The following is a 12,927-nucleotide window of genomic DNA, read 5'->3' as shown; positions in this document are numbered from 1 at the left end:
TGAAAAAAACAACAGGAGACAGGCATGTCGCTCTGGCTTACACACCCTCTGTTTATCCCCTCTCTGGTGGTTGGTATCACCATTCTGCTCTGGGCTACGTCGCTGCTGCCGGAGTTTATAACGGCGCTGCTGTTCTTTGCCGTGGCGATGGTCGCCAAAATCGCGCCACCGGATGTGATTTTTGGCGGCTTTGCGTCCTCCGCGTTCTGGCTGGTGTTTAGCGGCTTTGTACTGGGTATCGCGATTCGTAAAACGGGGCTGGCGGACAGGGCGGCGAGGGCGCTGTCATCGAGGTTGACTGATTCCTGGCCGTTAATGGTGGCGAGCGTAGTGCTGCTGAGTTACGCGCTGGCATTTGTGATGCCATCCAACATGGGCCGCATTGCGCTGCTGATGCCGATTGTCGCGGCGATGGCGAAACGGGCTGGAATTAACGACGGCACGCGCGCCTGGTATGGTCTGGCACTGGCCGTCGGGTTTGGGACGTTCCAGCTTTCTGCGACGATTTTACCCGCTAACGTACCGAATCTGGTGATGAGCGGCGCGGCGGAAGGCTCTTACGGCATCCACCTCAATTATCTTCCCTATTTGCTGCTGCATACGCCGGTTCTGGGTTGGCTTAAAGGCGCGGTGCTCATTGTGCTTATCTGCTGGTTGTTCCCTGGCAAGCCGCATGCGCCGCGCGATCTCACGCCGCCGGAGCCGATGAGCCGGGATGAAAAACGTCTGGCCTGGATGTTAGCGGTGGTGCTGTTCTTGTGGGTAAGCGAAAGCTGGCACGGCATTGGCCCCGCGTGGACCGGGCTGGCGGCGGCAGTTATCACATTGCTACCACGGGTTGGCTTTATCAATGGCGACGAGTTTTCAACTGGGGTCAACATTCGTACCTGTATTTATGTGGCGGGTATTCTGGGGCTGGCGATCACCGTCACGCAGACCGGTATTGGTAGCGCTGTTGGCGAAGCGCTGTTACAGGTGATGCCGCTGGATGCGGAAAAGCCGTTTACCAGTTTCCTCGCGCTGACCGGTATTACCACAGCGCTTAATTTTATTATGACGGCGAACGGTGTTCCGGCGCTGTATACCACGTTGGCGCAAAGTTTTGCCGATGCGACGGGATTCCCGCTGCTGTCGGTGATTATGATCCAGGTGCTGGGTTATTCCACGCCACTGTTGCCGTACCAGGCTTCACCGATCGTAGTGGCGATGGCGCTCGGGAAAGTACCTGCAAGGGCGGGGATGCTGCTGTGTATCGCACTGGCGGCGGCAACGTATTTGATTCTTCTGCCGCTGGATTACGCCTGGTTTACGGTGTTAGGAAAACTGTAGCTGTATCTAAATGTTAATTTTTTGTTTTGTGAGATGATGAATTGTTTTATTTGGGCTGATGGCGGTTAATACCGGGGCGCAGATTTGCGCACTGGAAACTCAAGGATTGATTCATGGACAGTTTGAACCCTATCCGCTGTTGGCCTGCCATCATCTCGCTCGTGATTACGCTGACCATCTGGTTTGTTATCCCGTGTCCTCCTGACGTAACCCCGCAAGCGTGGCACTTGCTGGCACTGTTTATTGGTACGATCGCTGCGATTATCGGTAAAGCTATGCCCATTGGCGCAATTGCGATTGTGGCGATTATGCTGGTGGCGATGACTGGCGTTACTAACCCCGGCAAACCCTCCGCGGCGTTGAACGATGCGTTGAGTGGCTTTTCGAACCAGTTAATCTGGCTGATTGGTTTATCCATTATGCTGTCGCAAAGTCTGTTAAAGACTGGCCTGGGAGCGCGTATTGGCTACGGGTTTATTGCGCTATTTGGTAAAAGAACGCTGGGTATTGCGTGGGCATTAACCCTTGCGGAAACGCTAATTGCACCCGTAACGCCAAGCAATACCGCGCGTGGAGGCGGCATTATCCACCCGGTAATGCGGGCGATTGCGGAAAGCCTCGGCTCGCAGCCAGGCCATGCCGAGAATGGCTCAACGGGCCGTTATCTCGCGCTGGTGAACTACAACATTAACCCGATCAGCTCGGCAATGTTCATCACCGCGACCGCACCTAACCCGTTAATCGTCAGCTTTTTGACGAAGGGGACGGATGGCGTGCTGAACATGACCTGGGGAATGTGGGCTATTGCGGCGCTTCTTCCCGCTCTGGTATCACTGGTTGTCATGCCGATTGTAATCTGGTGGCTCTATCCGCCAGCTATCACGCGCACGCCAAATGCGCCGCAGTTCGCGCGGCAAAAACTGGATGCGCTGGGTCCACTATCACTGGCAGAAAAAATTACCCTGGCAGTGTTCATTTTGCTGCTCTGCCTGTGGGCGGGTGTTCCAGCGATGCTGATGGGCAGTGCCTGGAGCGTAAACCCCACTAGCGCCGCGTTAATTGGTTTGTCGATTCTATTGATGGCGGGCGTATTGAGCTGGGATGACATTCTTAAATGCCGCGGGGCATGGGATACGATAGTCTGGTTTGCCGCGCTGGTGATGATGGCGGATTTTCTCAGCAAACTGGGATTGGTGGGATGGCTGGCAACCAGCGTTGGTAGTGCAATCGACCATCTTGGCGTGCACTGGAGTGTTGCAACGCTGCTGTTGATTCTGCTTTACGTCTACTCGCACTACTTTTTCGCCAGCACTACTGCGCATATTACGGCTATGTTCGCTGCGTTCTTCGCCGCAGGATTAGGCCTCGGCGCGCCGCCAGCATTGCTTGGTTTAATGCTCGGTTTCTCCTCCTCCCTGATGATGTCGCTCACGCACTATGGCACGGGTACTGCGCCGATCATCTTTGGTTCGGGCTATGTCACGCTGGCGGAGTGGTGGAAAACGGGCCTGGTGATGAGTGTGGTCAACCTGACCATTTGGGGGGTGACCGGCGCCTTCTGGTGGCACTGGTTGGGATACTGGTAGTTAATACAGCGGGAGGAGTGCTCCTCCCGCCTTAACAACTTAAGCCTGTTTAGCGGCTTCTGCTGCTTTAACGATGACGGCGAAGGCGTCTGCTTTCAGAGAAGCACCACCAACCAGCGCACCGTCGATGTCCGGCTGAGCAAACAGTTCTGCCGCGTTAGCCGCGTTTACAGAACCGCCGTACTGGATGATTACTTGCTCAGCGATTTTCGCGTCAGCTTTAGCAATGTGGTCACGAATAAATTTGTGAACAGCCTGAGCCTGAGCAGGAGTTGCAGATTTACCGGTACCGATAGCCCATACTGGTTCGTAAGCGATAACGACGCCTTCGAATGCTGCCGCGCCCTGAGTTTTCAGAACCGCGTCGATCTGACGTGCACAAACTTCTTCAGTTTTGCCCGCTTCGTTTTCTGCTTCGGTTTCACCGATGCACAGAACTGGAGTCAGACCCTGCTCTTTCAGCACGGCGAATTTTTTAGCGATCAGCTCGTCAGATTCTTTGTGGTAAGTACGACGCTCAGAGTGACCGATAATGATGTACTGTGCGCCGATGTCTTTCAGCATTTCAGCACTTGTTTCACCAGTGAATGCGCCAGACAGGTTCAGGTCAACGTTCTGCGCGCCCAGAATGATGTGGCTACCGGCAGCGGCGTGTTTCGCCAGGTCGATATACATTTCCGGTGGAGCAATCGCTACTGCACAGCCAGCAACGCCAGCCAGTTCTTTACGCAGATTAGCAACCAGTTCGTTTACCATGTGGCGGCTGCCGTTCAGTTTCCAGTTACCCATCACTAAAGGATGTCGCATTTCATTTCTCCACGCTTGTCAGCGAATTAAGGAATATGGCCGCCCCTCAGGGCAGCATGGTCTGTGAAACAGTATAGAGATTCATCCCCCGAAAGGCTTTGCTTTTTGTCATTTCCCCGTCATTCTCCACGTTGCAGGTGCGTTGGCTGTACTCTCTCACCCCAGTCACTTACTGATGTAAGCTCCTGGGGATTCGTTGCGTCGCCACCTTCCTGAAACGTGAATAATTTAGGGGGAATTCGACCCTTCGAGGTTTTCAGATAGAGCCAGCTTAATCGGTTCAACAGCGAAGGTCAGCCCCTTTTCACCGTTATCTGCCACGACATAGCGAATTGCGCCTTCTGTTTCGGCGTAATAGTGCTTACCTTTGCCTGCGGCGAGCAGTTTTTGTAGCTTTTTCTGGCTCTGTTCCTTCGTCAGTAGCGGTGCGACGGTGCGGATGACGGCGGTCATGTATTCCAGCGCTTTCGCTTTAGCTGCCTTTTGCTCTGGTCCCTGAATTGGTAACCAGGTTATCTGCATGCTTTTGATTTTCAGGGTACCGCGCTCAAGGGCGGAAGACGCATACAGGTTTTCATTGATTTTGCTGGCCGCGCGGGTGAGATTTGCCCGATCGCGACTGCTGTCGATGGCGCGGAACTCATTCAGGATCAGCTTCGGATTCTGTGTATTAAAGTTTTCGCGAAACTGGCTAATCGACAGGTCAAAGGTCGGCGCCCCCGCCAGTAAATAGGGGGCTGTGGTTGCCGTCGATGGCTCTTCCGCCAATGCCGCAGGGCTGGCTGTTAAGGCTGAAAACAATAATAAAAACAGTGTAAATCCGTGCTTCATCAATCGTACCTTTCATTCTCACTGCTCACGATTAAAACGGTAACCGTCGAGCTTGTCAAAAGGGTAAACTGTTCTGGAAGGTAATAATAAAGGAACTTACATGACCATACAGCAGTGGTTATTCTCATTTAAAGGGCGCATCGGGCGCCGTGATTTCTGGATTTGGATTGGCCTATGGATCGTCGGCATGCTGGTTTTGTTTTCGCTGGCGAGCAAACAATTACTCGATATTCAGACCGCGGCTTTTTGTCTGGTGTGTCTGCTATGGCCAACGGCGGCAGTGACGGTAAAACGTCTGCATGACCGTGGGCGTTCTGGAGCGTGGGCGCTGTTGATGATTCTGGCGTGGATGCTGCTGGCCGGAAATTGGGCGATGTTACCCGGCGTCTGGCAATGGGCGGTAGGCCGCTTTGTTCCAACGTTGATTCTGGTCGGCATGCTTATCGATCTGGGTGCGTTCATCGGCACCCAGGACGCAAATAAATATGGTAAGGATACGCAGGACGTAAAGTTCAGGGCTGACTCGTAGGCCGGATAAGCGCCATCCGGCAAAATGCCCGGGTGTTAACCGGGCATTGAAACGTTCTTACCAGTAGTGCTCTGCGGTCATATGGCCTGGTCGGCGGCGCAGGTGTTTGGTCATCTGCCGGGTGTCCTTCAGCAACTGCTGCGTGTCGCGTACCATCTGCGGGTTTCCGCACAGCATCACATGACAGGTTTCTTTATCCATTGGCAGCCCGACCGCTTTTTCCAGTTCACCGCTTTCAATTAGCGCCGGTACACGCCCGGTCAGCGAATCTGCCACGGTTTCACGGCTGACTACCGTCTGGATGCGTAATTTACCTTCGTAGCGCTTTTCCAGCGCCTGCATCAACGGCAGATAGCTCAAATCGGCGGCATAGCGCGCGGCGTGGACCAGCACCAGATTTTTGAAGCGATCCAGGTCGTTGCCTAATTGTAGAATCGACAAGTATGGGCCGATAGCCGTGCCGGTTGCCAGCATCCACAGCGTGTCGCAATCGGGGACTTCATCCAGCACGAAGAAACCAGCAGCTTCACTCACCACCTGGACTTCATCGCCAGGCTTCAGTGCTGCCAGACGAGGGCTGAGTTTGCCGTCGGGAACCGTCACCAGATAAAACTCTAAATCGGGGTTATCAGGGGCATTGACGTAAGAATAGGCGCGCTGGACGCGCTCGCCCTCGATCTCAAGGCCAAGCTTGGTGAATTGACCTGCAGTGAAAGGAAGAACCGGAGCTCGCACGGTCAAACTAAACAGGGCATCGGTCCAGTTCTGTACCTTCGTGACTTTGCCTGTTACCCAATCTGCCATGGTTCTCTCCTGTCTGCTTTGATTGCCTTATCTTCGTTCGTTGGACGAAAGATTTCCAGCCCATATGGGCTGGAAGGCTCTATTGATCAAATCAATTACAGGATGTGCGCCTGCACATCGGGATCTTTGCGATCGAGGTAGTGAATCGACTGAATGCGACGGATCGTACGTGATTTACCGCGGATCAGCAGCGTTTCGGTGGTCGCGATATTACCTTTGCGGCTAATCCCTTCCAGCAAATCGCCTTTGGTGATGCCGGTGGCAGAGAAAATGACGTTGTCGCTACGCGCCATTTCATCGAGACGCAGCGCTTTGCCCGCTTCAATGCCCATGGCGGCGCAACGAGCCAGTTCCTGTTCGCCAATGCGACGGTTCTCTTCGCTGTCGCCTTTGACGTCATGACGCGCCAGCAAACGACCCTGCATGTCGCCGTCCAGCGCGCGGATAACGGCGGCAGAAACGACGCCTTCCGGTGCGCCGCCAATGCCGTACAGCACGTCAACTTCACTGTCTGGCATGCATGTCAGAATGGAAGCAGCAACGTCACCGTCTGGAATAGCAAAGACGCGCACGCCCAATTTTTGCATTTCGGCGATCGTTTCATCATGGCGTGGCTTGGCCAGAATGGTGACGGTCAGTTCACTCAGCGGCTTATTGAGTGCAGCGGCAACGTTCTGCAGGTTGGCTTCCAGCGACAGGTTCAGGTCGATAGACCCTTTTGCGCCTGGGCCGACAATCAGCTTTTCCATGTACATGTCTGGCGCGTTCAGGAAGCAGCCTTTATCGCCAACAGCCAGTACGGCCAGCGCGTTTGCCTGACCCATTGCCGTCATGCGTGTGCCTTCGATAGGATCGACGGCGATGTCGACCGCATCACCAAGACCGGTCCCGACTTTCTCACCGATAAACAGCATCGGTGCTTCATCGATCTCACCCTCGCCAATCACGATGGTGCCGTCAATGTTGACCTGGTTGAGCATAATACGCATGGCGTTTACCGCCGCGCCGTCAGCGGTATTTTTGTCGCCGCGGCCCAGCCATTTATAGCCAGCCAGCGCGGCCGCTTCGGTCACGCGTGAAAATTCAATGGCAAGTTCTCGTCTCATTGCAAACTCGTAGCTGAAAGGAATGGCGCGAAGTGTAGCACAGGGGAGGGGGCGAGATTATTGATGTGTGTGCGGGGTTGCCCCCGCACGAAGATATTGCCGGATAAGGCACAGTTGCCATCCGGCTATGACGTATTACTCGTCGTGATCTTCCCACGCCATGGCGCGTTTGACCGCTTTTTTCCAGCCGCTGTAACGGAAGTTACGTTCGGTGGTTTCGATGCCTGGGCGGAATTCACGCTCGATGACCGCTTTTTCCTGCAGCTCATCCAGATTCTGCCAGAAGCCTACTGCCAGACCGGCCAGGTATGCCGCACCCAATGCGGTGACTTCGCGGACTTCCGGGCGCTCAACGCGCGTGCCGAGAATGTCGGACTGGAACTGCATCAGGAAGTTATTGGCGACCGCACCGCCATCAACGCGCAGGGCGTGCAGGCGAATACCGGAGTCAGCCTGCATTGCTTCCAGAACATCACGAGTCTGATATGCAATAGACTCAAGCGTGGCACGGATGATGTGGTTGGAGTTTACCCCACGGGTCAGACCAAAGATGGCGCCGCGAGCATACGGGTCCCAGTATGGTGCGCCCAGGCCAGTAAATGCTGGAACGACGTACACGCCGTTGGTGTCTTTCACTTTGGTGGCGAAATATTCGGAGTCGAACGCATCGCTGATGAGTTTCATTTCATCACGCAGCCACTGGATAGATGCGCCAGCCATAAATACCGCACCTTCCAGCGCGTAGTTCACTTCCCCGGTCGGTCCGCAGGCGATGGTGGTCAGCAGTCCGTTTTCGGACTTAACGGCTTTCTCGCCGGTGTTCATCAGCATGAAGCAGCCGGTACCGTAAGTATTTTTCGCCATCCCTTCCTTCACGCACAGCTGGCCAAACAGCGCCGCCTGCTGGTCACCAGCGATACCGGAGATAGGAATACGAATGCCGCCTTTACCACCGATGTTGGTTTGGCCGTACACTTCAGAAGAACGACGTACTTCCGGCAGCATTGCACGCGGAATATCCAGCGCATCCAGCATCGTGTCATCCCAGTCCAGGGAGTGGATGTTGAACAGCATGGTACGTGAGGCGTTGGTGTAATCCGTGACGTGTACACGTCCCTGCGTCATTTTCCAGATAAGCCAGGTATCTACGGTACCGAACAGCAGTTCGCCGCGACGAGCGCGCTCACGTGAGCCTTCTACGTGGTCGAGGATCCACTTCACTTTGGTGCCGGAGAAGTACGGGTCAATGACCAGACCTGTATTATTACGGATGTACTCTTCCATACCGTCGCGCTTGAGCTTTTCGCAGATATCCGCGGTACGACGACACTGCCACACAATCGCGTTATAGATAGGTTTACCGGTTTCGCGTTCCCAGACAATGGTGGTTTCACGCTGGTTGGTAATACCGATCGCTGCAATTTCATCGGAACTGATATCGGCTTTCGCCAGAACTTCTACCAGCGTGGAGCTTTGGGTCGCCCAAATTTCCATCGGGTCATGTTCTACCCAACCTGCTTTCGGGTAAATTTGTTCGAATTCGCGCTGTGAAACGGCAACGATATTCGCATCGTGGTCCATTACGACCGCGCGGGAGCTGGTGGTGCCCTGGTCGAGCGCAACGATATATTTTTTTTCAGTCATAATTTTTTGTCCCGTAGTCACATTACTGCGAAGCTTTTTGTTGAGTGTTGGCCGCAACGTCTTTTTCTTCAATCGCGCAGACATCGCACGGTAAATGACGACCAATCAGTTTGCGATATGCCCATGCGCCCAAAATCGCGCCGGTAATCGGGCCAAACACCGGAACCAGGAAGTAAGGGATATCGCGACCACCCGTGAAGGCAATCTCACCCCATCCGGCCATCCAGGCGAAGAGTTTCGGTCCGAAGTCACGTGCCGGGTTCATCGCAAAACCTGTCAGCGGACCCATGGAAGCACCAATAACGGCAATCAACAAGCCGATCAGCAGTGGTGCCAGCGGACCACGAGGTACACCGTTACCATCGTCGGTCAGAGCCAGAATCAGCCCCATTAGAATAGCGGTAATGACCATTTCAACCGCGAAGGCCTGCACAAAATTGATATGCGGGTTCGGATAGGTGGAGAAAGTACCTGCCAGACCCAGGCTTTCGGTACTGCCGCGAACGATATGGTTAGTTTGTTCGAAATCGAGGAAAAGATTGTAATAAAGCCCGTAAACCAGTGCCGCTGCGCAAAAGGCGCCGGCAATTTGAGAAATAATAAAAGGAACAACTTTGCGTTTATCAAAACAGGCGAACAGCCAGAGTGCGATGGTTACCGCGGGATTCAGGTGTGCACCAGAAACGCCTGCGGTCAGATAGATAGCCATCGCTACCCCCAGACCCCAGATGACACTGATTTCCCACTGACCGAAAGTAGCCCCAGCCACTTTAAGTGCAGCGACACAGCCCACACCGAAGAAAATCAACAACCCGGTACCGAGGAATTCAGCAATGCACTGGCCTTTTAAGGTTGATGTTTGACTCATAATCGGATCCTGAAGAGAGTTTAATGTTTATTGTGTGCGAGAAGGTCACTGACATCCCCGGAGCCGGTAGGCACACTGTTAATTTATCGTTAACGCGCAAAAACGAGAAATATCGAAATTAAAATGTGTGTACTGCATCAACAAAATGAGCGTTTTCGCGCCATTGTGAGGTATTTGTTATACAAAAATAGTGTGAGCTGAATCATTTCACTGATCAACCTGTTAACACTTAAGAGTTATGACAGTAATGTCACCAGGAGAAAGACTAAAAGTGTTGCAAACCGCAATCTGCGCGGGATGCCGCTGGACAGGGATGACGCGGCTTCATACAATCGGTGTTAAGTAGAGTGCGCTCGTTTTTATTAAGGCGTCGCCGGTTATCGGGACGAGGATTTTTATCCATCAACGCCTTGCAATTCAGGAGAGGTATGACGATGTCATTAGAAGTGTTTGAGAAACTGGAAGCAAAAGTACAGCAGGCGATTGATACCATCACGCTGTTGCAGATGGAAATCGAAGAGCTGAAAGAAAAGAACAACTCACTGTCGCAGGAAGTTCAGACTGCACAGCAGCAGCGTGAAGAACTGGAGCGTGAGAACAATAGCCTGAAAGAACAGCAGAGCGGCTGGCAGGATCGTCTGCATGCCCTGCTGGGTCGTATGGAAGAAGTCTAATTCTGATTTCTTGAAAAAGGCATCCATAATGGATGCCTTTTTGCTATGTAGAGATTAGGATATCGTATTTTTTAAATATCAAAGAATACGATATGACAAAAAGAAACGATATTATTGATGATTCGGATCGACTTATCACCAGAGATATTAGATATGGTCTTATCTATACAGATAATTTAGGATGGATTGATTTAGGCCATGCTAATCCGGCAGGGGCTGAAAAATTATGGTTTGAAATGACAAGGCCTCGTGGTGGTGATAGTGAGTTTTATGAAGTGAATTATCATCAAAGTATGTCCAAAAACATTCATGGCATAAATATCAATACTGGTATATATCGTAGATTTATGGTGCGCCGAGGATTGCAGGAGCGAACCTTACAAGGTATTGCTTTATCAATATTCTTAGGTACGTCACATCGCTTTGAGTCCTTACAGGACTTTTGGCCTTATGTTTATTTAACGGATAGTGGTTATAGTGCTGAAGATTTGGTCTCAAATCTATTTGGTTTTTACCAAGCGGTAAATTATGCAGATTACACCTCTTACCTTCAGATATGCTCGAAAGAAAAGGCTTATCGAATCTGGGACTTCTATGGCCCAGTTGGTGAGTTTAAGAATAAAAGTGTTATTCCGTTACTGTTTCCTGACCCTATCAATAAAGATAAGAGACATGAACCCTATTCGGGTGAATTACCTTTATTTATGGATGTAATAAGACCTATTGCTAATCCTGATTATGTTCGGGAACTTCACATATGAAATCCAGGAGATCAGGTTTTATTATTGTGTTTATGCTTTTTATTGCGCTATTTTATTGTCATTTTATGGTGAGCATCTATACAGAAAAAATCTACACTCAGCAGAATTTATTATTTTATCATCTGCTAACACCGAAACCTCTTAAACAGGCTCCAAGGATATCTAACGACTGGTTTTTTGTAAGCTATGCAGATGATGGTAGTCATCTTCAACGCAGTGAGATAATTTTTACCGGGATACAAAAGAGTGGCATTCAGATAGCTGAGGATAAATTAAATGCTTATATCGAAACTTATCCTGTCAGTCGTGAGACGATGAGTATCGTTGTCGAAGAAAAATATAAAAAGTATGATATTAAAGTCATTCATTACGAATCAAATGAATGAAAAAAAGGCCATCAAAATTGCTGATGGCCTTTTTCGCTTACTCGATATCGAGCGGGTCTTCGGAGAGGATTATCCCGGTGTTATCGGCGTACAGGTGGTCGCCGGAGAAGAACGTCACGCCACCGAAGTTGACGCGTACATCGCTTTCCCCAATGCCTTCACCTGAGGCACCTACCGGAATAGCGGCAATCGCCTGAATGCCGATATCCAGTTCTTCCAGATCGTCTACCTGGCGTACTGAGCCGTAGATGACCAGACCTTCCCATTCATTCTGTACGGCCAGCCGTGCCAGTTCGGCATCGACCAGCGCACGACGGACAGAACCGCCGCCATCGACCAGCAGAATGCGACCACGGCCGTTTTGTTCGAGCAGATCGTACAGCAACCCGTTGTCCTCGAAACATTTTACCGTGATGATTTGTCCGCCAAACGACGACCGTCCTCCAAAGTTAGAGAACAGCGGTTCCACGACGTTGACATCTTCCTGATAGATGTCACAAAGCTCGGATGTATCGTATTTCATAGGCTTAACGTTCAGTTGCTGCGAGAATTTTTAGTATATCGCGCTATGTGTACTGTTGGCAAAATCATCAATTGTTAATTGATATTTGTCAGTTAAAGAGACCACTGACTTAAGAAAATTCCAACGACAAACAGCAGGTTAGTTAACAATGCCGCTTTTACGGTGCGTTCCAGCATCGGACGCATTGCAGCCGGGTCCATCTCGCGCATTACATAGCGAGCCTGTTTGATCAGCAGCGGAGCGGCGAGGATAAACAGCCATCCCCACAGGCTTTGCAGTGAGAACAGGTTGAACAGTGCCAGACAGACCAGCGTGCCCATCAGCAGACAGGCGTGGTAGCGGCGGGCATTGACAGCACCTAAACGTACGACCAGCGTGTTCTTGCCGTTCTCTCTGTCGCTGTTGATATCGCGCAGGTTGTTGACGTTGAGCACGGCGGTTGCCAGCAGGCCGCAGGCGGTGGCAGGCAGAATCAGCGCTGGAATCAACGTATGCGCCTGCAGATACCAACTTCCCATTACGCTGAGCCAGCCGAAGAATACCAGCACAGAAATATCGCCCAGGCCGATATATCCGTAAGGGCGATTACCCACGGTGTAGGTGATCGCGGCGATAATCGACAGACCGCCGAGCACCAGGAAACCGACAAAATCCGCCAGCGTGTGACAGGCTACAGCAACCAGGGCCAGCCCGGACAGACAGATCAGCACCACGGTGACGATCAGCGCGCGCTTCATCTGCTGTTGGGTGATGACCCCTTTTTGCATACCGCGCAGCGGTCCAATACGGTCGGGTTTGTCGCTGCCTTTAACGGCATCGCCATAGTCGTTAGCGAGATTGGACAGAATTTGCAGCAGTCCTGCCGTAATCAATGCCAGCAGAGCAACCAGCGGATCGAAGTATCCTTGCCACCATGCTAATGCCGTACCGACGATGATCGCCGCGAAGGCGAGCGGTAAGGTCTTAGGTCGTAAACTTTCCAGCCAGGCTTGTGAGCGGCTAATTTGTTGTTGTTCAGTCATATTTAGCGCCAATAAAAATGGGGCTTTATCAGCCCCATCAACAGTGATGAAAATGCA

The 12,927-nt window shown here is 51.9% G+C and carries 14 protein-coding genes; 6 read left to right on the top strand and 8 right to left on the bottom strand.

What is annotated here, in order from left to right:
• Window positions 1-24 precede the first annotated feature (24 nt).
• Complete coding sequence (locus OGX86_RS01410; protein ID WP_008787026.1) at window positions 25-1,329, top strand: SLC13 family permease; 1,305 nt, start codon at window positions 25-27, stop codon at window positions 1,327-1,329.
• Between the two features lie 113 nt (window positions 1,330-1,442).
• The gene (locus OGX86_RS01405) at window positions 1,443-2,915 is read left to right on the top strand and encodes a DASS family sodium-coupled anion symporter (RefSeq protein WP_286639090.1); all 1,473 of its coding nucleotides are present in this window, start codon (window positions 1,443-1,445) and stop codon (window positions 2,913-2,915) included.
• 39 nt (window positions 2,916-2,954) lie between these two features.
• On the opposite strand, the gene tpiA is transcribed toward OGX86_RS01405, so the two are convergent.
• The gene (gene tpiA, locus OGX86_RS01400) at window positions 2,955-3,722 is read right to left on the bottom strand and encodes a triose-phosphate isomerase (protein WP_003028783.1); all 768 of its coding nucleotides are present in this window, start codon (window positions 3,720-3,722) and stop codon (window positions 2,955-2,957) included.
• A gap of 228 nt (window positions 3,723-3,950) precedes the next feature.
• Window positions 3,951-4,553: a YiiQ family protein gene (locus tag OGX86_RS01395; protein WP_032945595.1), complete on the bottom strand. Its 603-nt coding sequence runs from the start codon at window positions 4,551-4,553 to the stop codon at window positions 3,951-3,953.
• A gap of 100 nt (window positions 4,554-4,653) precedes the next feature.
• On the opposite strand from OGX86_RS01395, the gene OGX86_RS01390 reads away from it, so the two are divergent.
• Window positions 4,654-5,082 (top strand): DUF805 domain-containing protein, encoded by a 429-nt coding sequence (locus OGX86_RS01390; RefSeq protein ID WP_048227736.1) that lies wholly within the window; start codon window positions 4,654-4,656, stop codon window positions 5,080-5,082.
• A gap of 57 nt (window positions 5,083-5,139) precedes the next feature.
• Here OGX86_RS01390 and fpr read toward each other — a convergent pair whose 3' ends face one another.
• From fpr to OGX86_RS01370, 4 genes are all read right to left on the bottom strand, one after another.
• Window positions 5,140-5,886 (bottom strand): ferredoxin--NADP(+) reductase, encoded by a 747-nt coding sequence (gene fpr, locus OGX86_RS01385; protein ID WP_048227737.1) that lies wholly within the window; start codon window positions 5,884-5,886, stop codon window positions 5,140-5,142.
• Between the two features lie 95 nt (window positions 5,887-5,981).
• Window positions 5,982-6,992, bottom strand: coding sequence for a class II fructose-bisphosphatase (gene glpX / locus OGX86_RS01380; protein WP_008787030.1), 1,011 nt, complete (start codon window positions 6,990-6,992; stop codon window positions 5,982-5,984).
• A gap of 135 nt (window positions 6,993-7,127) precedes the next feature.
• Window positions 7,128-8,636 (bottom strand): glycerol kinase GlpK, encoded by a 1,509-nt coding sequence (gene glpK, locus OGX86_RS01375; RefSeq protein WP_003028792.1) that lies wholly within the window; start codon window positions 8,634-8,636, stop codon window positions 7,128-7,130.
• A gap of 22 nt (window positions 8,637-8,658) precedes the next feature.
• Window positions 8,659-9,504 (bottom strand): MIP/aquaporin family protein, encoded by an 846-nt coding sequence (locus OGX86_RS01370; RefSeq protein WP_008787032.1) that lies wholly within the window; start codon window positions 9,502-9,504, stop codon window positions 8,659-8,661.
• A gap of 428 nt (window positions 9,505-9,932) precedes the next feature.
• Here OGX86_RS01370 and zapB point away from each other — a divergent pair, with 428 nt between their 5' ends.
• The 3 genes from zapB (at window position 9,933) to OGX86_RS01355 (ending at window position 11,325) form a co-directional block, all read left to right on the top strand.
• Entirely contained in the window at window positions 9,933-10,178 is a 246-nt protein-coding gene (gene zapB / locus OGX86_RS01365; protein ID WP_095533156.1) for a septal ring assembly protein ZapB, read from the top strand.
• A gap of 92 nt (window positions 10,179-10,270) precedes the next feature.
• Window positions 10,271-10,939 carry a hypothetical protein gene (locus tag OGX86_RS01360; protein ID WP_032934070.1) on the top strand — a complete coding sequence of 223 codons (669 nt, stop codon included), beginning with the start codon at window positions 10,271-10,273 and terminating at the stop codon, window positions 10,937-10,939.
• Window positions 10,936-11,325, top strand: a complete 390-nt coding sequence (locus OGX86_RS01355; RefSeq protein WP_003825190.1) for a hypothetical protein — start codon at window positions 10,936-10,938, stop codon at window positions 11,323-11,325. The genes OGX86_RS01360 and OGX86_RS01355 overlap by 4 nt, the downstream gene beginning before the upstream one ends.
• Before the next feature lie 37 nt (window positions 11,326-11,362).
• On the opposite strand, the gene rraA is transcribed toward OGX86_RS01355, so the two are convergent.
• Window positions 11,363-11,848 carry a ribonuclease E activity regulator RraA gene (rraA, locus tag OGX86_RS01350; protein ID WP_008787034.1) on the bottom strand — a complete coding sequence of 162 codons (486 nt, stop codon included), beginning with the start codon at window positions 11,846-11,848 and terminating at the stop codon, window positions 11,363-11,365.
• 92 nt (window positions 11,849-11,940) lie between these two features.
• A complete protein-coding gene (gene menA / locus OGX86_RS01345) occupies window positions 11,941-12,870 on the bottom strand; it encodes a 1,4-dihydroxy-2-naphthoate polyprenyltransferase (protein WP_003825185.1) in 930 nt (309 codons plus the stop codon).
• Window positions 12,871-12,927: the final 57 nt, after the last annotated feature.

Origin of the sequence: Citrobacter sp. Cpo040 (assembly GCF_030332915.1) — a bacterium.
GTDB classification, from domain to species: Bacteria; Pseudomonadota; Gammaproteobacteria; order Enterobacterales; family Enterobacteriaceae; genus Citrobacter; species Citrobacter portucalensis.
The sequence above is the reverse complement of the archived record's forward strand: the minus strand, read 5'-3'. Positions and strand labels throughout refer to the sequence as shown.